19 protein-coding genes, 1 other RNA gene and 1 pseudogene are annotated in these 23,465 nt (G+C 64.9%); 10 read left to right on the top strand and 11 right to left on the bottom strand.

Annotated features, from left to right (window positions below):
• The first annotated feature begins 793 nt into the window (after positions 1–793).
• Complete coding sequence (locus tag MSG_RS06935) at positions 794–2,200, top strand: adenylate/guanylate cyclase domain-containing protein (RefSeq protein ID WP_096438238.1); 1,407 nt, start codon at positions 794–796, stop codon at positions 2,198–2,200.
• Positions 2,201–2,294: 94 nt separating this feature from the next.
• Here MSG_RS06935 and MSG_RS06930 read toward each other — a convergent pair whose 3' ends face one another.
• Positions 2,295–2,507: a ferric uptake regulation protein gene (locus tag MSG_RS06930; protein ID WP_096444166.1), complete on the bottom strand. Its 213-nt coding sequence runs from the start codon at positions 2,505–2,507 to the stop codon at positions 2,295–2,297.
• 1,970 nt (positions 2,508–4,477) lie between these two features.
• Here MSG_RS06930 and MSG_RS06915 point away from each other — a divergent pair.
• Together MSG_RS06915 and MSG_RS06910 are read left to right on the top strand one after the other, a co-directional pair.
• Entirely contained in the window at positions 4,478–4,900 is a 423-nt protein-coding gene (locus tag MSG_RS06915; RefSeq protein ID WP_181159158.1) for an MmpS family transport accessory protein, read from the top strand.
• Complete coding sequence (locus tag MSG_RS06910; protein ID WP_096438231.1) at positions 4,897–7,824, top strand: MMPL/RND family transporter; 2,928 nt, start codon at positions 4,897–4,899, stop codon at positions 7,822–7,824. The genes MSG_RS06915 and MSG_RS06910 overlap by 4 nt, the downstream gene beginning before the upstream one ends.
• 597 nt (positions 7,825–8,421) lie before the next feature.
• Here MSG_RS06910 and ssrA read toward each other — a convergent pair.
• From ssrA to prfB, 9 genes and pseudogenes are all read right to left on the bottom strand, one after another.
• Positions 8,422–8,789: a transfer-messenger RNA gene (gene ssrA, locus MSG_RS06905) on the bottom strand.
• An 89-nt stretch (positions 8,790–8,878) separates the two neighbouring features.
• Entirely contained in the window at positions 8,879–9,724 is an 846-nt protein-coding gene (locus MSG_RS06900; RefSeq protein WP_096438229.1) for a maleylpyruvate isomerase family mycothiol-dependent enzyme, read from the bottom strand.
• A gap of 35 nt (positions 9,725–9,759) precedes the next feature.
• Positions 9,760–10,507 (bottom strand): annotated as a pseudogene (locus MSG_RS06895) (EamA family transporter).
• 95 nt (positions 10,508–10,602) lie between these two features.
• Positions 10,603–11,112, bottom strand: coding sequence for an SsrA-binding protein SmpB (smpB, locus tag MSG_RS06890; RefSeq protein WP_096438228.1), 510 nt, complete (start codon positions 11,110–11,112; stop codon positions 10,603–10,605).
• A gap of 2 nt (positions 11,113–11,114) precedes the next feature.
• Positions 11,115–12,008, bottom strand: coding sequence for a permease-like cell division protein FtsX (gene ftsX / locus MSG_RS06885; protein ID WP_096438227.1), 894 nt, complete (start codon positions 12,006–12,008; stop codon positions 11,115–11,117).
• Complete coding sequence (gene ftsE, locus MSG_RS06880) at positions 12,009–12,698, bottom strand: cell division ATP-binding protein FtsE (protein WP_096438225.1); 690 nt, start codon at positions 12,696–12,698, stop codon at positions 12,009–12,011.
• A gap of 71 nt (positions 12,699–12,769) precedes the next feature.
• A complete protein-coding gene (locus tag MSG_RS25320) occupies positions 12,770–13,234 on the bottom strand; it encodes a hypothetical protein (RefSeq protein ID WP_096438223.1) in 465 nt (154 codons plus the stop codon).
• Positions 13,231–14,217: a mechanosensitive ion channel family protein gene (locus MSG_RS06870; RefSeq protein ID WP_096438222.1), complete on the bottom strand. Its 987-nt coding sequence runs from the start codon at positions 14,215–14,217 to the stop codon at positions 13,231–13,233. The genes MSG_RS25320 and MSG_RS06870 overlap by 4 nt, the downstream gene beginning before the upstream one ends.
• Positions 14,207–15,313, bottom strand: coding sequence for a peptide chain release factor 2 (gene prfB / locus MSG_RS06865; protein WP_096438220.1), 1,107 nt, complete (start codon positions 15,311–15,313; stop codon positions 14,207–14,209). The genes MSG_RS06870 and prfB overlap by 11 nt, the downstream gene beginning before the upstream one ends.
• Positions 15,314–15,495: 182 nt before the next feature.
• Between prfB and MSG_RS06860 the strand changes: the two genes are divergently transcribed.
• Positions 15,496–16,860, top strand: coding sequence for an FAD-dependent oxidoreductase (locus MSG_RS06860; protein ID WP_096438218.1), 1,365 nt, complete (start codon positions 15,496–15,498; stop codon positions 16,858–16,860).
• 117 nt (positions 16,861–16,977) lie between these two features.
• Here the strand turns inward: MSG_RS06860 and MSG_RS06855 are convergent, their stop codons facing one another.
• Positions 16,978–17,307 carry a hypothetical protein gene (locus tag MSG_RS06855; RefSeq protein WP_096438216.1) on the bottom strand — a complete coding sequence of 110 codons (330 nt, stop codon included), beginning with the start codon at positions 17,305–17,307 and terminating at the stop codon, positions 16,978–16,980.
• Between the two features lie 121 nt (positions 17,308–17,428).
• On the opposite strand from MSG_RS06855, the gene MSG_RS06850 reads away from it, so the two are divergent.
• The 6 genes from MSG_RS06850 (at position 17,429) to MSG_RS06825 (ending at position 23,451) form a co-directional block, all read left to right on the top strand.
• Complete coding sequence (locus MSG_RS06850) at positions 17,429–17,857, top strand: pyridoxamine 5'-phosphate oxidase family protein (protein WP_096438214.1); 429 nt, start codon at positions 17,429–17,431, stop codon at positions 17,855–17,857.
• 35 nt (positions 17,858–17,892) lie between these two features.
• Positions 17,893–18,675, top strand: a complete 783-nt coding sequence (hisN, locus tag MSG_RS06845) for a histidinol-phosphatase (protein WP_096438212.1) — start codon at positions 17,893–17,895, stop codon at positions 18,673–18,675.
• A gap of 77 nt (positions 18,676–18,752) precedes the next feature.
• Entirely contained in the window at positions 18,753–20,162 is a 1,410-nt protein-coding gene (locus MSG_RS06840; RefSeq protein WP_096438210.1) for an acyl-CoA dehydrogenase family protein, read from the top strand.
• 25 nt (positions 20,163–20,187) lie between these two features.
• Entirely contained in the window at positions 20,188–21,396 is a 1,209-nt protein-coding gene (locus MSG_RS06835; protein WP_096438208.1) for an acyl-CoA dehydrogenase family protein, read from the top strand.
• A 55-nt stretch (positions 21,397–21,451) separates the two neighbouring features.
• On the top strand, positions 21,452–22,459 hold the full coding sequence (locus tag MSG_RS06830) for an acrylyl-CoA reductase family protein (protein WP_096438206.1): 1,008 nt from the start codon (positions 21,452–21,454) through the stop codon (positions 22,457–22,459).
• Positions 22,460–22,479: 20 nt separating this feature from the next.
• A complete protein-coding gene (locus tag MSG_RS06825; protein ID WP_096438204.1) occupies positions 22,480–23,451 on the top strand; it encodes an NADPH:quinone oxidoreductase family protein in 972 nt (323 codons plus the stop codon).
• Positions 23,452–23,465: the final 14 nt, after the last annotated feature.

Here is a 23,465-nt window from a genome sequence, read left to right as displayed (position 1 = left end):
GGAGATCGTCAATCCGGTCGTTGACTACGAAAAGTATCGACAGACGGAGGCGGCGCCCACCGCCTGGTCCGATTACTCAGAGGACGATCTTAAGGATCCCGCGTGGAGACGAACGTGGCTGATCGCTGGGGCCATCTTCGTCCCACTTGTCGTGGCTGCCGTGACCATCGGCTATTGGGTGAGCCAGTTAGGCAAGCCGCAAATGGTGGTTGAGCCTCAAAGAGTTGGAACAGCGACGGCCCAGCCTGCTCCAGCTGGTGTACCGCCAACGGTCACGGTGACAGCACCCCCTCCGGTTACCGTGACGCAAACGGCCGTGGCAGCACCGCCACCAGTGACGGTGACAGCTCCCCCACCCGACGAGACATTTCTCCTCTGCCCTGACGGACATACAGGCGTCGCCACCAACGTGACTTCGTGCCAGTTTGCGATGAACGTCCGTAGCAGTTATCTCAGCCAAGGTGGTCCTACGGTGATTGCATACAGCCCGGTCACCGGAGACAGCTACCAAATGGACTGCCACACGGGCTACACGTCGCACCTCAACACGGGAAGAACCGTCGACTCAGTTCGTTGCGCGGGAGGCAACAATGCCGTCGTCATCCTCTGGTAACTACCACCGTTGACCCGAGGGCCCGGCTGCGCCGAAGCTGGCCCGGGTGCAGGTCCAGCCCCAAGACATAAGACCTCGACGGTGCTCCTCTGTTGACAGCTCACGCCAGATCCAGCCCTCTCGCCCCGCCCAGCGAAAATCTCTAGTGCCCGTCGCCGCGATGCGATTTAGGTTGGAGTCATGAGCGACACCCAGTCCCAATTGTCGGTGCTGAAGCAAACCGCCGATCGGGCCGTCGCAGAGGCCATCGGACGGCTGATCGAGAACGGCGCAGATCATGAGCTCAATCGGATCAACGCCCTGGACTTTTCCGAGCGCACCGGCTTCGACGAAGAAAAGGTGATTTCCGGCTTCCTGCATGCCGCGCGGATTGGCCTGTTCGATCTGACCTGGAATGTGCTTTGTCCTGGTTGCAGCGGCGTGCTGGACGCACACGACACATTGAAATCGCTGCGTGATGACGACTATCGCTGCGGATTATGCGCCTGCGGCTACGAGCCTTCGGTCGACGCGCAGGTCGAGGTGGCCTTTACGGTCAGCCCGAAGGTCCGGCGGATTGCCGCCCACGATCCCAACACGCTGCCGTTGTGGGACTACTACACAGAGGTGTTCTGGAGTTCGGGCATCGACCTCAGCGAGAATTCGTTTGCCTCGCTGACCGAGGAAGCGACGCTGGAGGCGCAGGAACTGCCCGCCGGCGAGAAGGCGGTGCTGTCCATCCAGCTTCCGCCGCAATTCATCATCGTTTTCGAGCCGGTGACGCACTCCGCTCATTTCATCGATGTCGACGGCGAGCCGACCGAGCAGCCTCAGCAGCTCGAGCTGATCTTCAATAAGGCGCACCCGCCGACTGGGTCGAGCGCCTTGCGTCCAGGTCCGGTACGGCTCGCGCTCAACAATGAGTCCACTCTGCGGACGCTGCCCACCGTCTTTGTCGCCGACGGCCTTCACGATCTTTTGGGCAAGCGCAGGCCGTTTCTCACCGCCAAGCGAATGCTGTCTAACCAGACATTCCGCGATGTGTTCAAGGCCGACAACCTCAAGATCGATCAGCGTCTCAAAATCACGTCGCTGACGTTTCTGTTCACCGACCTCAAGGGGTCGACCGCACTTTACGAGCGGGTCGGTGACCTCGCCGCGTTTGACTTGGTGCGCGCGCATTTTCGCGCACTACTGGAAATCATCGCGGCCGAAAAGGGTGCCGTGGTCAAAACCATCGGGGACGCCGTGATGGCGACCTTTGTCCAACCGGACCACGCACTCATCGCGGGTTTGCGCATGCGGGCCGCGATGGACAAGCTGAATGCCGAGCGCGGCAGGTCGGACCTGATCGTCAAGATCGGCATCCACGAGGGGCCGTGCCTCGCGGTGATGCTGAACGAGCGGCAGGACTATTTCGGCCAGACCGTCAACGTCGCGGCGCGCGTGCAGAGCCTGTCGACCGCGCAGGAAATCCACATCACCGATCCCGTGATCAACGCGCCCGGCGTCGCGGCCGTCCTGCAGAAGGAGGCGATCCGACCGGTTCGGAAAGAGGCCGCGCTGCGCGGCATCGCCGACAAGATGGTGGTCTACGAGATCCCATAGCGGTCAACCGCGCCGCGGACGAGCCTATTCATGCGCCATGCCGGAATCGAATCCGATGGCTACCAAGAGATGCGGTCGGTCCGTGGATCGCAGATTATCGCGCTTCGCGTTTAGCTTTCTTTTTATCGCGGGTCGAGCAGCAATGACCCATATCGCAGTGGTACCGATCGCTGCACTCATGGGAACAATAGACCGATGCGACCGGAAACCAGTCCGGGTCGGACAGGTCACGCCATCGATCATTCGGATCGAACGTGTGGCCGCAATGCACGCAGGTCTTCATTTTGACCGTGGTCTTGGTAGCCATGCAGCTCAGCGTACGCGCCATGACCCTAAATCGGTGCTAATTTCAGATCGACAAAACTCGCGGTCTCACAACTGCGATGGCGTGCCATAGCAGCAATACTTTTACGCCTCGGCGGTCAACGGGTCGACCTGGCAGAAATTCGCGCCTCACAGCGAAATCCTCTGCGGTGCTTAAGGTTTCCATGACTTCAGCTCGACAGCCGTTCCTGAGAGCCTTTCGCCCATTGAGACGGTCGTGCGGATCGCCGCCGACCCCCGGCCCTGCGGTGTCCGTAGGCGAGGCGCTCATTGCACACCTGCTCGGCTCGCAACCGATCGAGTGATGCACAACCAAAAGGTGAGGGCGGAACCTTGCCGTGATCAACGTGCCCGACGGATTTCCGTTGCACCGCATCATGTCCGAAACGGCGGGCGCGGTTCGCCTGCACCGATATGAGCATCGTCGACGAAGCCGACATACTGGTCGAGACGGGGTCACCGGTGAGCTGCTCGTCCGCGGCATCCAGTATCACACCGGGTACTGGACCAGACCCACCAGATGTGGTTCGCAGGAACGCCAGTCGGCCGGAACGATCGGCCTGATGAACCAGGCAGCCGGACCCGACGCCCAGCGCCAGCCTCGAGCACTGGCTCAATTTGTATATTTGTTCACTATTCATATATGCTTGAGGACATGATATAAACTCTTTAGCGATGCTAAGGATGCCGAAGGCGACCGAAGCAGGGGCAAGGACTTCCCGAACAACGCATCATAGCCGTGGCTTGATCAGAACCGGGCGTCTGGTCGGCACCGGGAAGCCCCGACCGCTCGCGCCGGGTTGCCGGAGCTCGTCCACAAGTCGTGGTCATCGCGTGGAATCCGCTGCATGGATTCCACGCCGGAAGTTAGGAGTCGAAATGACGTCGAGACGCACGCGCATCGGCGGTGCGCTATTGGGCTGCACTGCAGCGATCATGCTCTCTACTGGCGTTGCCGGCGCTGATCCACCAGACCCCCACCAGCCAGACCTGGTGACGAACTACTGCGAGGGCCAGCGGTTCATGGTCAATATCTGCGACGGCACGCGATACCCCGACGGCTCGTTTTGGCATCAGTGGTACCAGAAGTGGGCCGACGAGTACGGCCAAGGCCCTCGTATCTGGCACTACGACTGCGTCAGCGGCAACGAGCCTTTCCCGGCCTTACCCCCGCCTGGCGGCTGCGACGGGGCAATTCCGCCCGCTTCGCCCCCAGCCTGACCACACCAACAATTCCGAGTACCGCCGAATCCGTCCCACGGGTCCGGCGCCTTGAATAGGAGTCCGAAATGAAGTTGAAATCTGTCCGCGTCGGCGCCGCGCTACTGGGCTGTACAGCGGCGGCCATGTTTTCTGCTGGCGTTGCTAGCGCTGATCCACCAGATCCACACATACCCAACATCACCCACAACTACTGCGACAGCCGGTTTATGGGCTATGTCTGCGACGGTGCACGGTACCCCGATGGGTCGTTCTGGCATCAGTGGGAATCGGACGACTGGGTTGGCTGGCATTTCGACTGCGTCAGCGGCAACGAGCCTTTCCCCGCCCCTCCCCCGCCTGGCGGCTGCGATGGCGCAATTCCGCCCGCTCCGCCCCCCGCCTGACCGCAGCGGGCAAGCCGATCAGCCCCCGAGTGAGTCGACGTGTCTGGTTGGAGGACAACGAAATCTACGAGTCCGTCGACATCCTCTGCCCTGCGGTGTCCCTGCGCGAGGCGCTTATCCCACGCCGCCTCCTCGGCTAGCAAACCGATCGAGTGACGCACAACCAAGCCGCACCTTCTACCCGGGCCAGGGTAGAAGGTGCGGCTTGCGAAGCGACGGGACACCACAGGAATGAACGCGGCAGCGATGGTGTTCGGGTAGTCCGTGGCGCACGCGACGAAATGTGGTGACCGATGAACTGCCCTAGTGTCAGCTCATCGGGCATGCCTAATCGGGGGGTACGGTGTTGAGGCTTCTCAAGCGGCGATGGGTTGCTCTGGTCGTGGCCGTGGCAGTGGTCATCGGCGGTGTTGCGGTGGACCGACTCAGCGGCGTCTTCCCCGGACCCGGCCTACCCAAGCCCGATCCGCGCGATGCAACCCCGCCCTACGCAGCCAAGACTGCCGTCTACGAAATTCTGGGCCCGCCCGGGACGACCGGCGTCGTCAACTGGATGGACGCCGCCGCTCAACCGCAGAAGGCCGACTTCACCACGTTGCCGTGGTCGCAAACGATCGTCGCCGAAATGCCCGGCATCTTCGCCTACGTCGTCGCGCAGGGCGATAGTCCCTCGATCGGCTGCCGCATCACCGTTGACGGCAAATTGGTCGATCAGCAACAGGCCAACGGGCACAACGCGCAAGTTTCCTGCTTGGACAAGTCGGCATGACCGACCAAACCAGCGACACGGACGAAATCCCCGTCGCCCAGCCCTACGAGCTCGAGCGCAAACCGCGCCTCGCTCGTACCGTCCGCGCGCTGGCGCTGCCGATTGTCCTGGCCTGGGTGCTGATTGCGATCGGGGTGAACGTCTTCGTCCCGCAGTTGGAGAAGGTTGCCGAGGAGATCTCCGTCCCGCTCTCGCCGTCAGACGCACCATCGGTAACTGGGATGAAACACATCGGGGAGAAGTTCAAGGAGTACGACTCCGACAACCTCGTCCTGGTCACCCTGGTCGGTGACAAACCGCTCGGCCCGGACGCCCACCAGTTCTACGACGACCTGGTCAAAAAGATCCAGGCCGACCACGAACACGTCGAGCATGCGCTGAACTTCTGGGGGCAGCGATTCACGTCCTCAGGTGTGGAGAGCTACGACCATAAGGCCGCCTACGTCCAGGTCAACCTCAAGGGTGACCAAGGTGGGGCGGTCGGCGACGAATCCGTTGCCGCGGTGCGAAAGATCGTCGCGGACGCGAAGCCGCCGGCTGGCGTGAGGGCCTACGTCGCCGGCCAGGGCGCCCTGACCGCCGACGTGATCGTTGTCGGTGACAAGAGCCTGGCCAAGATCACCATCATCACGGTCGTCATCATCGCGATCATGCTGATGTTCGTCTACCGGTCCATCAGCACCGTGCTGCTGACCATGTTCATCCTCTTCATTGGGCTGCTGTCCGGCCGCGGCGTGGTTTCGCTGCTGGGCGAAACCGGCGTCATGGGCTTGTCGACCTTCGCCGTGAACCTGCTCACCTCACTGGCCATCGCGGCGGGTACCGATTACGCGATTTTCATGGTCGGTCGCTACCAGGAGGGCCGTGAACGCGGCTTGGACCGTGAAGCCGCGTACTACGACACTTTCGCCGGTGTCAGCAAGGTGGTCCTGGGCTCCGGTCTGACCATTGTTGGGGCGCTGGCCTGCTTGAAGTTCACCCGGCTGCCCTACTTCAGTTCGCTGGCGTTCCCGTGCGCAGTAGGACTGCTGGTGGTGGTGGCGGCTGGGGTCACGCTGACACCCGCGCTCATCGCATTCGCCAGTGGCTTCGGTCTTTTGGACCCCAAGCGCAAGTTCAACTACACCCGCTGGCGCCGCCTGGCGACGGCCATCGTGCGCTGGCCGGCGCCCATCCTCGCGACCTCCGTCATCCTGGCGATCGTCGGCGCCCTTGGTCTCGCGGGCTTCACCCCGCGCTACAACGACCTGTACTACTTGCCGAAGAGCGCGGCCTCGGTGCAGGCGTACGACGCGGCCGATCGGCACTTCACCCAGGCCCGCCTGAACCCGGACCTGCTGATGATCGAATCGGACCACGATCTGCGCAATCCCCGAGACATGCTGGTGTTGGACAAGGTTGCCGGTGCTATTTTCCGGGTGCCGGGCATCGAACGGGTGCAGAGCATCACCCGGCCGCTCGGCCCACCGATCGAAGACGGGTCCATTCCATTCCAGCTGAGCGTGCAAACCGCGCCGATCCGCAGCAACCTGAACTACCTCAAGGACCGAGTCGCCGATATCAAGAAGATCATCGGAGATCTCGACACCCAGATCGCGCTGTTGGAACGCCAGTACGCGATCACCCAGAAGCTCGCCGACGCCGCCGACGACAGCTCGAAAACCACCGGGGAGACTGCGGCCATCACGGACGAAATCCGGGACCACATCGCGGATTTCGATGACTTCTGGAGGCCGATTCGCAGCTATTTCTACTGGGAGAAGCACTGCTACGACATCCCGATCTGCTGGTCGTTACGGTCGCTGTTCGACGCGCTGGACGGATTCGATCAGCTGGCCGAAAAATTCCACGCCCTCACCAGCGATCTCTCCAACACAGCCAAGGCCACGCGCGAATTGCTGGCGATCATCCCGGAGAACATCGCCGTCACCAAGTCGATCCGGGACACCACGCTGACTATCTACAGCACGTTCGACAACCTCGTCGACCAGTTCGATCGGCTGACCGACACCAACGCCGTGATGGGCAAATCGTTCAACGACGCTCGGGTGGAAAGTCTGTTCTACCTGCCGCCGGAGATCTTCCAGAACCCCGACTTCCAGTTCGGGTTGAGCCTGATGGTGTCGCCCGACGGAAAGGCAGCGCGCTTCATCATCACTCACGCCGTGGACCCGGCGACCGCGGAAGGCATCAAGTCTGTCGAGCAAGAGCGCAACGCGGCCAAGGAGGCGCTGAAACTCACCTCGCTGGAGAACGCCGACATCTACCTCGGCGGCACCGCTGCAACATTCAACGACATCGCCACTGGCGCCTGGTACGACCTGCTGATCGCCGCGGTGGCGTCGATCGTGCTGATCTTCATCATCATGGTGATCGTCACCCGCGCATTGGTCGCAGCGGCCGTCATCGTCGGCACGATCGTGCTGTCGCTAGGCGCAGCGTTCGGATTCTCGACATTGATTTGGCAGCACTTGGGCCACTTCCAGTTACACTGGGTGGCAACGGAATTCGCGTTGATCGTGCTCTTGGCGGTGGGGTCGGACTACAACCTGATGCTGGTGTCGCGCATCGAGGAGGAAATCGGGGCCGGCCTGAACACCGGGCTCATCCGCGGCGTCGGCGTGACGGGCCCGGTGGTGTCCGCAGCCGGTGTGGTGTTCGCCGTCACGATGGCCACGATGCTCTCCAGCGATCTGCGGGCGATCGGTCAGTTCGGCACGACGATCGGTATCGGTCTGATGTTCGACACGTTCGTCGTTCGCACGCTCATCACGCCGTCGATCATGACGGTGATGGGACGGTGGTTCTGGTGGCCGAAGCGGGTGCGGGTCCGCCCGGCCAGTCAAATGCTTCGGTCCATCGGGCCACGCCCGCTGGTCCGGGCACTGTTGCACCAGCCGCGGCATGCGGTTCCGCCGACGTAATGTCCGGCACAGCCCGTTCACACCAGGTGAACCAACTTGTGCAGGACGACGTCACTCAGTACTGCCCGGAGCCGCCGGGCCGGTGGGGCTCGTCGCAGCCGTCGGGCTTACCGGACTCGTGGGACTCGTGGGGGTCACAGAACGTGTGGGGCTCGTCGGGGTCGTAGAAGTCGTTGGGCTCGCGGAGGTCGTCGGCCGCACAGAGCTCGTGGGACTCGCGGGGCCGCTCGTCGGAGTCGGAGGAGTCGTGGGCGTAGTACTCGCTAGACCCGGGCCTTCACCGCACCAGTCCGCCACATCTTTCGGATACTGCTCGAGCGGCGGAGGACAACGCTGCCCCGGCGGGAAATTTGCCCCGGCATTGAGCAAGTCGCAGGGCACGTAGACCTGCTTGCCCTTGGGAGTGTTGGTCAGACACTTCGTCGGCGGATCGCCATAGGCCGGGACGGGAACGATGGCCGCCGCCAGCGCCACGATCGCGCCGAGTACCCAAGCAAGACGGCGACACGTCATGAGAGCTCCTTCTAGCTGCGAAAGTTCATGACGATTAAAGCCGCTCACCCAAGACAAAATCCAACGCTTGGGACAGCACATTCTCAGTGGAGCTGCCGGGAATCGAACCCGGGTCCTACGGCATTCCCTCAAGACTTCTCCGTGCGCAGTCCGCTATGCCTCTACTCGGATCTCCTGTTCACGCGGACTAGCCAGGATGACGATCCCAGTCGCTGTTGGTGTCCCGATAAGTCCCGCGACCGGACTCATCGGTGGATCCCTCTAGCTGACGCCAGGGTCCGGGTCGAGGGCTTTCCCGGTCTGACGGACTAGCTGTCGCTTAGGCAGCGAGAGCGTAGTCGCGCTGATGTGAATCGGCGCTTATATGGTTGCATCGACGCTTACGGTGGTCTCTTGCCTGCACCGGCACGCTTCCCTTGATTCGATGCGCGAAGTCGAAACCTTTCAGCCCCTCGCATCCCCACCGAATTTCGGCAGGACAATCTATGGTACGTCAGGCTCAACGACCAGCAACGGAATTATGTTCCGGGCAAGCTTGCGGTCAGATCACGAAATTCAGGTGCTCGACGATCCGAGCGGCCACGTCCTCATCTCCGGCGAGTTCGACATCCTGCGGCCGCGCCGGGCACATCGGACGCCCGCCGGCCAGCCTGGTGAACTGCAACGCGTCCAGCCGGATCGTCGCCGTGGGTTCCTTGCCGCCGAAGTCGTTGACCAGCTGCGCCCGGCCGTCGACGCTGACGCGGATGCTGCGCGCCAGCGGACCGGTCAGGTCGAACTCGACACGTGATCCGTCCGGCGCCTTGGCCAGTTTGCCCACGACAAACCCCATCGTGGCCGCGACCTCGTCGAGAGACAGCTGCGACGCGGGGCCGGCGAGCTCGTCGTCGGACGGTGGCCGTTGCAGGGCGATGCGGATGTCCTGCTCGTGCATCCAGCAGTCGAAGACCCGGATCCGCATGAATCGCCCGTAGCTGTCGGGGCCCGCGGGCGTGAAGCCCTGCGCATTCCAGTCCTCGTCGGACAAGCCTTGCAGCACCTTGCGGCGCCCGTCGGTGACCGCGCGGAAACGCTCGAGAACCTTCGCACCGGGCTCGTTGGCGAGATCGCGTACCCAGCACTCGTTCATCGCGCCGACGTCGTTGCGCACATGATCGAGCGCCTTGACGTCGGTCTCCGGCTCGGGCGCGGGAACGCCCTCCAGGAAGGACTCGGTCCCGATGATGTGCGAGACCACGGACTGCACGCACCAGCCCGGTAGCGGCGTCGGCGCCTTCCACTGCTCGTCGGTCAGCCCGTCCAACAGCGCATCGAGGTCGTCCCAGACGGCGAACAGCCCCGACAGGACCTCGGACTTGTCGAGCAGTGTGACGGGACGATCGGCCATGGTCGGATCGTAGGCCGATCACTGCCCCACGGGAACTAGCCCGCGGCGATCATGGCGACCGACCCCATGGCCATCACCATGCCGATCCCCTGCCAGCGGGTGACCCGCTCGCGCAGGATCATCATCGCCAGCACGACCGTGGCGGCGGGATACAGCGAGATCAGAATGCTGGCCAGCGACAGCAGCCAGGACTGCAACGCGATCAGCTGGGTGACCAGGGCGCAGATGTCCAGCAGCGCGATCGTCAGCGCCAGCCGCATCGAGTTGCCCTGCGGCAGCCGCAGCGTGCGCCGCGAGGCGGCCATGACGGTGATCACCACCGTGGCGGCCAGCCGGGCGAACATCAGCGGCCACAGCTTGCTGTCGTGCGGCGCCTGATGCAGGAACACCAGATCCAGCCCGAACGCGGACCCGGCGAACACCGTCAACCAGGCCACCTTCGGCGTGAACCGGAACCGGGCGGCGCCCTCGGCGGTGGCGTCGCGGCTGACAAGCATGACGGCCACGATGGCCAGGACGACGCCGATCGAAGCGGCCGGGCCGGGCCGCTCCCCCAGTGCGACGCCGACCGCCACCGGGACTGCGGCGTTGAGCACGCCTGCCAAGCGGGGCGACCACCGAGATCGGGCCGGAGGCCAGCGCCGCATAAAACGCCCACATGCCGAAGGCCTGGCCGACGCCGTACAGGCAGCCCCAGAACACCGCGCCGGTGTGGATGGGTCCGCCGGCGATGAGTCCCAAGACGCCGAGCAGTACGGCCTCGACCGGATAGGCCGCGAGCATGACCCGCAGCGCGGCCACGCGGCGTGCGGCCACGCCGCCCACAAAATCGCTGACGCCGTACGAGACGGCCGACAGCTGCGCGTACGCGGCTCCTATCAGTTCATACCTTTCGATCGCCGGCCCAATTCGCGAACTACGTCGCGCTGAGCATCCCGGCGGGCCATGTCCTGGCGTTTGTCGTACGCTCGTTTGCCTCGTGCCAATGCAAGCTCAACCTTGACCTTGCCCCCGGTGAAGTACAACGACAACGGCACCAACGTGAGGCTACCATCGCGGATCTTGCCGACCAGGCGGTCGATTTGTTGCCGATGTAGCAACAACTTTCGATTGCGACGAGGATCATGGTTCGTCCAGCTACCGTGCTGATACTCGGGAATGTGCAAGTTGCGCAACCACACTTCGCCGTCGTCAATGGTTGCGAATGCATCGGTCAGCGAGGCATGTCCTTCGCGCAAGCTCTTGACCTCGGTGCCCTGTAACGACATTCCGGCCTCGAATAACTCGACGATTGAATAGTCATGCCGCGCCTTGCGATTGCTCGCGATGATTTGTTTGCTCTCGCGCTTGCCGCCAACCGCGTTGGTCCGGCTGGACTTTTTGGGCACAGCTACCGCCGCACGTACAGCCGCAACGTCACGTATGACGTCAGGCCCGCCATCGACACGCCGAGAAGCAACAGAATCGGTGAGATGTAAAGGATGTCCGCATAGTCGATGCGAGCGATGAGATTGGCTTGGTAGAACTGGTTTAACGCGTTGTCCAGGAACAATGCCCGCACGACGACAAGCCCGCCGATGGCGATACCGACACCGACGGCGGCGGCGAACATCGCCTCGACCAGGAACGGCAACTGCGTGTACCAGCGGCTCGCCCCGACCAGTCGCATGATTCCGATTTCGGTGCGCCGCGTGTACGCCGCGACCTGAACCATGTTGGCAATCAACAGGATTGCGCCGACGGCCTGGACCAGGGCGACGGCGAAGGCGACCTCGCTCAGACCGTCGAGCACGGCGAACAGGCGATCGATGAGGTCTTTCTGGTTCAACACCGACAACACCCCGGGCTGGCCCTGCATCGCCGCGTCGAAATCCTTGTGTTGCTCGGGATTGTTGAGCTTGACGATGAACGACGCAGGAAAGGAGTCCTTACCGGCGACGTCCTTGTACTGCGGGAACTTTCGAATGGCGTCGTCATAGGCGTCCTGACGGTTGAGGAACCGCACCGACTTAACGTCTTCGCGCCCTTCGATTTTCTCGCGCAGAGCCTTGCACGGGTTGGTCGTACAGCCCGGGTCGTTGGCGGACACGTCCTCGGTCAGGAAGACCTGCGTCTCGACCCGGTCGAGGTAGATCGCGCGCGAGTGCTCGGCCAGGCGCACCACCAGCAGACCACCACCGAACAGGCCGATGGAGATGGCGGTCGTCAGGATCATCGCGACCGTCATCGTGACGTTGCGACGAAGACCGGTCAGGACCTCGTTGAGCAGGAAGCCGAAGCGCACTTAGCGATCCATCCCGTAGATGCCGCGCTGCTCGTCACGAACCAGCCGGCCCAAGGACAGCTCGACGACACGCTGCCGCATCGAGTCAACGATGTGGTGGTCGTGTGTCGCCATCAAGACCGTCGTCCCGGTGCGGTTGATCCGCTCCAACAAATCCATGATGTCGTTACTGGTGTCGGGGTCGAGGTTCCCGGTGGGCTCGTCGGCCAGCAGGATCAGCGGACGGTTGACGAACGCCCGCGCGATCGCAACCCGCTGCTGTTCGCCACCGGACAGCTCGTCGGGCAGCCGGTTGGCCTTGCCGGACAGCCCGACCGTGTCGATCACCTCGGGCACCACCCGGTTGATCTGGTCGGTGCGCTTGCCGATGACCTCCAGCGCGAACGCGACGTTTTCGAAGACGGTCTTTTGCTGTAGCAGCCGGAAATCCTGAAAAACGCAGCCGATCACCTGACGCAGTTTCGGCACGTGCCGGCCCGGCAGCTTGTTGACGTGGAACTTCGACACCCGCACGTCCCCACTCGACGGGGTCTCGGCGGCCAGCAGCAGCCGCATGAACGTCGATTTGCCCGACCCCGACGGGCCGATCAGGAAGACGAATTCACCCTTGTCGATTTTGACGTTGACGTCATCGAGCGCCGGACGGGCCGCCGCTTTGTACTTCTTGCTGACATGGTCGAGGGTGATCATCACGGCACGCCAGTGTAGCGGTGAATTTCGCTGGGCCGCGATGATCGACCGGCGGGTGGCGTGCCGATGGGCTACTGACCTGGGCGGGGCTGCGGTAGCGGCGGGGGCGAGGCCGGCGTGGTCGAACTCGGCGGGCAAAGGGGCGCGGGCAGCAGACACGGCAGCTGCGGCAACTGGAACGGCGGCGGCACGGTGGTCGTCGTGGTCGTGGGCGCCGTGGTCGTCGCGGTCGTCGGGGTCGGCAACTCCGTGGTGGTCGGCGTCGGCGGGTAGGTCTCGGCCGGCGGCTGCTTGACGCGGCTGCGCGGGACCCAGGTGTAGTTGGGGTCGGGCACGAAGCCCGGCGGCACCACCTGCTGTGCGGGCGGCTTGGGCGGGGGCTCGGGCCGATAGGTATCGTAGACCCACCACAGCGCCAGGAACGCCACGATCAGCAACAGGGTCGACGTGCGGACCCGGCCCCCGAACATGTGGCCCGGCCAGCTTTTGTCCTTGTTATCGGTGTTCTTCTCGAAGACGTTGAGGGTAAGTTTCACCGCTTCACCGATTCATGCACTGTCTCGCGGGCGGCCTCGGCGGCCTGCGCGGCCGGCACGCCGGGATCGTCCTCGACCAAACTCACCGTCGTGTCCGCAGTGGTAACGATGCCGGCGCGGGCCAGCGCCCGGATCACCAGCAAGCGCAGCTGCCGGCCCGCCTCGAACTGCTTGCCCGGCAGCGTGCGGGCCACCATCCGCAGCGTGACGCTGTCGACTTCGATGCTTTCCAGCCCCATCAGCGTCGGTGCGTCCAGCAGCAGCTCACCCAACAGCGGGCTGTCCATGGCGTGGTCGCACACCTCACGCAGGACGTCGTTGACCCGGTTGAGGTCGGCACTGGTCGATACGGGAATGTCGACCACCGCGCGCGCCCAGTCCTTGGACAGGTTGACGGTCTTGACGATCGAGCCGTTGGGGATGGTGAACAGCTCGCCATCAGAGGAGCGCAGCCGGGTGACCCGCAGTGTGACGTTCTCGACGGTTCCGCGCGCCTCGGCCGCGATGCCGGTGACGGTAAGCGAGACCAAGTCGCCGAAACCGTACTGCTTCTCGACGATGATGAAGAAGCCCGATAGCAGGTCCTTGACCAGCTGCTGGGCACCGAAACCCAGCGCCGCGCCGACGACGGTGGCGGGCGCGACCAGCCCGCCGACGGAGAAGTTCAACACGTCGCCCGCTTGGACGACGGCCCAAATCGCGATCAGGACGATCGACACCCACTGGATGACCGAGGCCACCGCCTGGCGGTGCTTCGTCGCCTCCGAGCGGACCAGCGCATCGCTTTCGGCAAAGCCCTCGTCGAGCTGGCGAGTGACCTGCTGGGCCACCCAGCTGACGAAGCGGACCGCCAGCACCGCGGCGATGAGCAGCATCGCAAGGTGCACACCCCGGGTGAGGATCCACTCGCCGATCTGGCCGCGCCAGAAGTCGTGCCAGCGCTGCCCGGCCGTGGTTGCGAGCAATGTTGTGTTAGTCGTCATCTTTTCGGTTGCGCCACCGGATCCCCGCTTCCAGGAATCCGTCTATGTCCCCGTCCAGGACGGCGGCCGGATTGCCCACCTCGTACTCGGTGCGCAGATCCTTCACCATTTGATAGGGGTGTAGTACGTAGGAGCGCATTTGGTTGCCCCACGAACTGCCGCCTTCGCCTTTGAGGGCGTCGAGCTCAGCACGCTCTTCTAAACGCTTGCGCTCCAACAATTTTGCTTGAAGCACTCGCATTGCCGAAACCTTGTTCTGCAGTTGCGACTTCTCGTTCTGGCAAGTCACGACGATACCTGTTGGGATGTGGGTTAAACGAACCGCCGAGTCGGTGGTGTTCACCGACTGGCCGCCCGGACCGCTGGATCGGTAGACGTCCACCCGCACGTCGCCCTCGGGGATGTCGATGTGATCGGTCGTCTCGACCACCGGCAACACCTCGACTTCGGCGAACGACGTCTGGCGCCGACTCTGGTTGTCGAACGGGCTGATTCGCACCAGCCGGTGCGTGCCCTGTTCGACGGACAACGTGCCGTAGGCGTACGGCGCGTGCACGGCGAACGTCGCGCTTTTGATCCCGGCCTCTTCGGCGTAGGAGGTGTCGAACACCTCGACGCCGTACTTGTGTTGCTCGGCCCAGCGGATGTACATCCGCATCAACATCTCGGCCCAGTCGGCGGCGTCCACCCCGCCGGCGCCGGAGCGGATGGTGACCAGCGCCTCGCGCTCGTCGTACTCCCCCGACAGCAGGGTGCGCACCTCGGCGGCCTCGATGTCGGCGCGCAGAGCCTTGAGCTCCGCATCGGCCTCGGCCAGCTCGTCGGCGCCGCCTTCCTCGGCGGCCAGCTCGTACATGACCGGCAGGTCGTCGAGGCGCTGCCGCAGTTCCTCGATGCGCCGCAGCTCGCCCTGGGCGTGGGACAACTGGCTCGTCACACGCTGCGCGTTGCCCTGGTCGTCCCACAGTTTCGGGTCGCTGGCCTCGTGCTCGAGCTTCTCGATGCGGCTGCGCAGACCCTCGACGTCGAGCACCCGCTCCACCGTGGTCAACGCGGAGTCGAGCGCGGCGATATCGGCTTGACGGTCAGGTTCCACAGCCGCCCACGTTACCGGCGGCCTGGTCGGGACCGACCGGTCAGGTGGCGAGCGGCGCCACTTGGGCCACACGCCGGGCATCAGCGATTAGCATCAAGTCACCATCGTGTGCGCCCGCGACTGCGACGCCCAGCCCTTACTCAGCCCTTGCGTCGCAGCCGGGCATGACCAGAAGGCTGGGTATGCGTCCATTTCACGTCGCAATCGTTGGCGCCGGACCGTCGGGCTTCTTTGCGGCGGCATCTCTGCTCAAGGCTGCCGATGCCTCCGACGACTTCGACGTAGCCGTCGACATGCTCGAGATGCTGCCGACGCCGTGGGGACTGGTGCGCTCGGGCGTCGCGCCCGATCACCCGAAGATCAAATCGATCAGCAAGCAATTCGAGAAGACCGCCGCCGACCCGCGATTTCGCTTCTTCGGCAACGTGGTGGTCGGCGAGCACGTCGAGGTCACCGAACTCGCCGAACGCTACGACGCGGTGATCTACGCGATCGGCGCCCAGTCCGACCGCGCGTTGAACATTCCCGGCGAGGACCTGGCGGGCAGCGTCGCCGCCGTCGATTTCGTCGGTTGGTACAACGCGCATCCCAACTTCGAGCAGATATCGCCCGACCTGTCCGGCGCCAGGGCGGTCGTCATCGGCAATGGCAACGTCGCGCTTGACGTCGCCCGCATCCTGATCACCGACCCGCAGGTACTGGCACGCACCGACATCGCCGATCATGCGTTGCTGACGCTGAGCCCGCGCGGTGTGGAAGAAGTGGTGATACTCGGCCGCCGCGGCGCGCTGCAGACCGCGTTCACCACGCTGGAATTGCGTGAGCTGGCCGACCTCGAGGGCGTGGACGTAATCGTCGACCCGGCCCAGCTCGAGGGCATTACCGACGAGGAGGTCGAGGCTGCCGGCAAGACGACAAAACAGAACCTCAAGGTGCTGCGCGACTACGCCAGCCGCGAACCCCGCCCGGGGCACCGCCGTCTGGTGTTTCGATTCATGACCTCCCCGATCGAGATCAAGGGCGACGGCAAAGTGGAAACAATGGTGCTCGGCCGCAACGAGTTGGTCACCGACGAGACCGGGCAGGTGTCGGCCAAAGACACCGGCGAACGCGAAGAGCTTCCCGTCCAGCTGGTGGTGCGCTCGGTCGGCTACCGCGGCGTGCCCACGCCGGGGCTGCCGTTCGACGACAAGAGCGCGACCATCCCCAACACCGACGGGCGCGTGGCGGGCAGCCGCAACGAATACGTGGTCGGGTGGATCAAACGCGGGCCGACCGGCGTCATCGGCACCAATAAGAAGGACTCCCAGGACACGGTCGACACCCTGATCGCCGATCTGACGAGTGTCGGCGAACTCGCCGAATTCCCCGACGACCATGCCGATAAGTTGGCCGACTGGCTGTCCTCGCGCCAACCGCACCTGGTCACCTCGGCGCACTGGGACATCATCGACGCTCACGAGCGCGCGGCCGGCGAGCCGCACGGGCGTCCCCGCGTCAAATTGCCGAGCTTGGCCAAACTCCTGCACATCAGCCACCCGGAGTAGCTCGATTCGCCGGGCAGCGCCTTCTCTACGAAAGTTCTTGTCCCCCAAGTTCTGCGGCGATCAAACTCCGCGATGTCCGCCAAATAGATTGCGGCACAGCGGCTTTAGATCCAGATTTCAACCCGCGGGCGGCTCCCTCGGCGCGAACCGCCAGTTGTCCGGGTTCCTCGACGAGTACAGCACCGAGTGGGTTTGTCCCATCGTCGGCCACTGGTCGACGTCGACCGCCAACCGCGCATAGACCGAGTGCTCGTTGACGGTGGGTCCGTTGATCACGCCCGCGATCGTGACGTACTGCTGGCCCTGCGCATCCGGCCGCGGGCTGACGCCCGTCACTAGCAGGGTGCCGCTGAGCAGCTCACCGCGCGGACCCCGCGGAATGAATCGCTGAGCGAGAAACACGCCCAGGACCGCCACCAGCAGGAGCAGTAGACCGAATTCCCACACCCGTTCAGGTTACGACCATGCTGCGACCGCCGGGGGAATTGACTTAGGGCCCTACTGTCGCATGCGGATTCGCCGTAGCGTCGACATCAGCGGACGTGCAGCGCCGAGGAAAGGTGGGTCGATGACCGATGAGCCCTCTGCCATTTTGTCGGCGGATGAGAGTTGGCGCAGGCTGGGCGGCGTTGCCCTGGGCCGACTGGTCACAAGTTTCGCGAATGAGCCAGAGATCTTCCCGGTGAACTATGTGGTGCAAAACCGCACCGTGTTGTTCCGGTCCGCCGAAGGCACCAAACTGTTCTCCGCGGTGGCCAACAACGTCGTGGTGTTCGAGGCCGACGACCACGACGTCGCCGAGGGATGGAGCGTGATCGTCAGGGGTCGCGCCCGCGTGCTGCGCACCGCCGCGGAGATCGAGGAGGCCGAACGCGCCGAGCTGATGCCGTGGATCGCCACCGTCAAGAAACACTACGTGCGGATCACCCCGACCGACATCACCGGGCGCCACTTCAAGTTCGGTCCGGAGCCAGACCCCAACGAGTCGTTTGCCTGACTGGGTTGCAGTGGGGCCGTGGTAGGACTGCTGGCATGGGTCAGGACGATCTCACGCTGGCGTTGCTGTTGGCCGACCGCGCCGATGCGCTCACGCACGACCGGTTCGGCGCGCTGGACCTGCGAGTCGACACCAAACCAGATCTGACCCCGGTAACCGACGCCGACCATGCGGTCGAGGCCGACCTGCGCGAAACACTCGGCCGCCGCCGGCCCGACGACAGCGTCGTCGGCGAGGAGTTCGGTGGAACCACGACGTTCACCGGACGCCAATGGATCATCGACCCCATCGACGGCACCAAGAACTTCGTGCGCGGCGTGCCGGTGTGGGCCAGCCTGATCGCCCTACTGGAGGAGGGCGTACCGGTCGTCGGCGTCGTGAGTGCCCCGGCGCTGCAACGCCGGTGGTGGGCGGCCGCCGGCGGGGGCGCCTTCGTCTCCATCGACGGTGGAGGTCCCCGACGCTTGTCGGTTTCCTCTGTGGCACAGCTTGATTCGGCGAGCCTCTCGTTCTCCAGCCTGTCGGGCTGGGCGGAGCGCGGCCTGCGGGACCGGTTCATCGGTCTGACGGATGCCGTGTGGCGGGTGCGTGCTTACGGCGACTTCTTCTCGTATTGCCTCCTCGCCGAGGGGGCCGTCGATATCGCCGCCGAACCCGAAGTCTCGGTATGGGACCTGGCGGCTCTCGATGTCGTCGTCCGCGAGGCGGGCGGAACGTTCACCGGATTGGACGGCAAACCCGGCCCCCATCGCGGCAGCGCCGTGGCGACCAACGGCCTGCTGCACGAACGGGTGCTCGACCATCTCGGTGTGAAGTAGTTAACAGCCGCTCTTTATCTTACTCCGGAGTAAGGTAGCCTTCTGATTGCATCGCCCCAACTACAGAGGCTGATCACATGACGGAAACTTCCTCCGGCACAAATTCCTCCCGCTCCCGCGTCAAACGGCGCGGCCGCAAGACCGGCGTCGGGCTGCAACCCCACCGGCGCACGGGAGTCGACGTCACGCTGGCGCTGCTGACCCCGATCGTCGGCCAGCGGTTCCTGGACAAATACCACCTGCGCGACCCCCTGAACCGGGGCCTGCACTACGGGACGAAGACGATCTTCTCCACCGCCGGTGCCACGTCCCGACAGTTCAAGAAGGTCCAGAATCTCCGCAGCGGGCCGACCCGGCTCAAGTCCAGCGGCAAGGACTTCTACGACCTGACGCCCGATGACGAACAGAAGATGATCGTCGAGACGCTCGAGGACTTCGCCGAGGAGATACTGCGTCCCGCGGCCGCAGGGGCCGACGAGGCCGCGGCCTACCCGTCGGATCTAATCGCGAAGGCCGCCGAGTTGGGCATCACCGCGATCAACATCCCCGAGGATTTCGACGGCATAGCCGCGCACCGCTCCAGCGTGACCAACGTTCTGGTGGCCGAGGCGCTGGCCTACGGCGATATGGGCCTGGCACTGCCGATCCTGGCGCCCGGGGGCGTCGCCTCCGCGCTGACGCACTGGGGCAGTGCGGACCAGCAGGCCACCTACCTCAAAGAGTTTGCCGGCGAGCACGTTCCGCAGGCCTGCGTGGCCATCGCCGAACCGCGCCCGTTGTTCGACCCTACCCGCCTGCAGACCACGGCCGTGCGCACGCCGAGCGGATACCGGCTCGACGGTGTCAAGTCGTTGGTGCCGGCCGCCGCCGACGCGGAGCTGCTCATCGTCGGCGCGCAACTCAATGGCAAGCCGGCCCTGTTCATCGTCGAATCCTCCGCGAAAGGCCTTACGGTCAAAGCGGATCCGAGCATGGGAATTCGTGCGGCCTCGCTCGGCCAGGTCGAACTTTCCGGCGTGTCGGTGCCACTGAGCGCCCGGCTCGGCGAACCAGACGCGGCACCTGGCGAATATGACGCGGCCTTTTCCGAGGCGGTCGCGCTGTCCCGCCTGGGCTGGGCGGCGCTGGCCGTCGGCACCTCACACGCTGTGCTGGACTACGTCATCCCGTATGTGAAGGAGCGCGAGGCATTTGGCGAGCCGATCGCCCGCCGCCAGGCCGTCGCGTTCATGTGCGCCAACATCGCGATCGAGCTCGACGGGCTGCGCCTGATCACCTGGCGCGGCGCGGCCCGCGCCGAACAGGGCCTGACCTTCACCCGTGAAGCTGCCCTGGCCAAGCGACTCGGCGCCGACAAGGGCATGCAGATCGGGCTGGACGGCGTGCAGCTGCTCGGCGGTCACGGCTACACCAAGGAACACCCCGTCGAACGCTGGTACCGCGACCTACGGGCCGTCGGCGTCGCCGAGGGCGTTGTCGTCATATAAGTCGTCAGCTAGCGAAAGATCAATCATGGCAATCAATCTCGAACTGCCGCGCAAGATGCAAGCGGTGATCGACAAGGCACACCAGGCCGCCGCGGAAATGATGCGGCCGATCGCCCGCAAGTACGACGAGCAGGAACACGCGTACCCCGTCGAGCTGGACACACTGGCCAGCCTGTTCTCCGGGGCCGCCGAGTCCAATGCACTGGGGCTGGCCGGAACCGAAGCCTTCCGAGGCGGCGAAAGCAAGGACGAAAACCGCAACGGCGCCAATATGGCCGCGGTGCTGCAGACGATGGAGGCATGCTGGGGCGACGCGGCGATGATGCTGTCCATTCCCTATCAGGGCCTGGGCAACGCGGCCATCAGCGGCGTGGCCACAGACGAGCAGCTGGCTCGGCTGGGCAGGGTCTGGGCGGCGATGGCCATCACCGAACCGGGCTTCGGCTCCGACTCGGCGGCGGTGTCCACCACCGCCAAGCTGGACGGCGACGAGTACGTGATCAACGGCGAAAAGATCTATGTCACAGCGGGTTCGCGGGCCACCCACATCGTGGTGTGGGCAACGTTGGACAAGTCCCAGGGGCGCCCGGCGATCAAGTCTTTCATCGTGCCCCGCGAACATCCCGGCGTCACCGTCGAGCGCCTGGAGAACAAGCTCGGCATCAAGGGCTCCGACACCGCCGCCATCCGGTTCGACAACGCGCGCATCCCCAAGGACAACCTGCTCGGTAAGCCGGCAATCGAATCTGGCCAAGGGTTCGCCGGCGTGATGGAGACGTTCGACAACACGCGACCCGTGGTGGCCGGCATGGCCATCGGGATTGCCCGCGCCGCCCTGGAAGAGCTGCGCAAGATCCTGACCGAGGCCGGTGTGGACATCTCCTATGACAGGCCCTCGCACGCCCAGAGCGCCGCGGCCGCCGAGTTTTTGCGCATGGAGGCCGACTGGGAGTCGGCCTACCAGCTGACCTTGCGCGCAGCGTGGCAGGCCGACAACAAGATCCCGAACTCCAAAGAGGCGTCCATGGCCAAGGCCAAAGCCGGGCGGGTCGGCAGCGACATCACCCTCAAGGCTGTCGAATTGGCGGGCACCTCAGGGTATTCCGAGCAGGCGTTGCTGGAGAAGTGGGCGCGCGACTCGAAGATCATGGACATCTTCGAGGGCACGCAGCAGATCCAGCAGCTCGTCGTCGCCCGCCGCTTGCTGGGCCTGTCCTCGGCCGAACTCAAGTAGCCGGAATCAGCGACCGAGCGGAGGGCTCGGCACCGGGCAAGGCTAGCGTCGTGACATGGACAGTTTTCAGGCACTGGTAGCCCGCCAAGATGGTGACCGAGTGACCGCGTCGGTCGAGACCTTGAGCCCATCCGATTTGCCGCCGGGTGACGTGACGATCCGGGTGCTGTATTCGAGCGTCAACTACAAGGACGCGTTGGCTTTGACACCGAAGGGCGGCGTGGTCCGCGATTACCCCATCGTGCCCGGGATCGACCTGACCGGCGAGGTCGTCGAATCGCAATCGCCCGATTTCAGCGCCGGCGACCAGGTGCTGGCCCACGGCTATGCGATCGGGACCGGCCACCACGGCGGCTACGCCGAGTACGCGCGGCTGCCGGCCGATCAGGTGGTGGCGCTCGGCTCGCTGAGCCCGCGCGAGGGCGCCGCGATCGGCACCGCCGGCTTCACCGCCGCGATGAGCGTGCAGGCGCTGATCGACTGGGGCTTGAAACCCGGGACCACCGACGCGGGACCCATCGTCGTCACCGGGGCCTCCGGCGGGGTCGGCTCGGTGAGCGTGGACCTGCTGGCCGCGGCGGGCTACCAGGTGGTGGCGTCCAGCGGCAAGGAGTCGGCGGCCGGCATGCTGAAAGAGCTTGGCGCCAGCCAGATTATCGGCCGGCTGCCCGCCGATCCCGACGCCAAACCGCGACCGCTGGGCAAGGCCCGCTGGGCGGGCGCAGTGGACTGCGTGGGCGGCGCGACGCTGGCCGACGTGCTGAGCACCGTCGAATACGGCGGGGCGGTCGCCGCCAGCGGCCTCACTGGCGGCCCGGCACTGCACACGACCGTGCTGCCGTTCATCCTGCGCGGCATCTCGTTGCTGGGCATGGACTCGGTGCTGATGCCGATCGGCCGGCGCCGCGAGCTCTGGGCGCTGCTCGGCGACTCGCTGCGACCGCGGCATCTGGACGCCGTCACCAGCGACGTTGACGTCAAGGACGTCGTCGAGGTGATTGACCAGGTCCGCGACGGGAAGTACTCCGGGCGGGCCGTGGTGCGGGTCGCCGGCGGATTCTGAGCCGACAGTAGGCTTCGCCCATGCGCGCGATACGTGTGACTCGGCTGGATGGTCCCGACGCGGTCGAGTTGGCCGACATCGACGAACCCACCGGCGACGGGGTGGTGGTCGACGTGCACGCGGCCGGCGCGGCGTTCCCGGACGCGTTGCTCACCCGCGGCCTCTACCAATATCGCCCGCAGCCGCCGTTCGTACTCGGCGCCGAGATCGCCGGCGTGGTCCGGGCGGCGCCGGACGGGTCGCACGTGCGTCCCGGCGATCGGGTGGTCGGGCTGACGATGCTCACCGGCGGCATGGCCGAAGTCGCGGTGCTCGCGCCCGACCGGGTGTTCAAACTGCCGGACAACGTCAGCTTCGAGGCGGGCGCCGGCCTACTGTTCAACGACTTGACGGTGTACTTCGCGCTCACGACACGAGGGCGTCTGCAGCAAGGCGAGACGGTGCTGGTGCACGGCGCGGCCGGCGGAATCGGCACCTCGACGCTGCGGCTTGCGCCAGTGCTCGGGGCCTCGCGCACCATCGCGGTGGTCAGCACCGAAGAGAAGGCCGAGATCGCCACCGCGGCGGGCGCGACGGATGTGGTGCTGGCCGACGGCTTCAAGGACGCGGTCAAGAAACTGACCGACGGGCGCGGCGTCGACATCGTCGTCGACCCCGTCGGCGGCGACCGGTTCACCGATTCGTTGCGTTCGCTCGTTGCGGGCGGACGCCTGCTGGTGATCGGCTTCACCGGCGGTGAGATACCCACCGTGAAGGTGAACCGATTGTTGCTCAACAATATTGACGTGGTCGGGGTGGGCTGGGGCGCCTGGGCCGGGTCACACCCCGGAGCGCTGACCGAGCAGTGGAGCGCACTCGAGCGCCTGCTCAGCTCGGGACAGCTGCCCGCCCCGCAGCCCGACGTCTTCCCCCTGCAGGAGGCCGCCGCCGCGGTTGCGTCCATGGAGAATCGCACCGCCAAAGGCAAGGTCGTCCTGCGCGTGCGCGACTAGGCGCACGCGAAAGC

It is taken from the genome of Mycobacterium shigaense (assembly GCF_002356315.1).
Lineage (GTDB): Bacteria > Actinomycetota > Actinomycetes > Mycobacteriales > Mycobacteriaceae > Mycobacterium > Mycobacterium shigaense.
The sequence above is the reverse complement of the archived record's forward strand: the minus strand, read 5'-3'. Positions and strand labels throughout refer to the sequence as shown.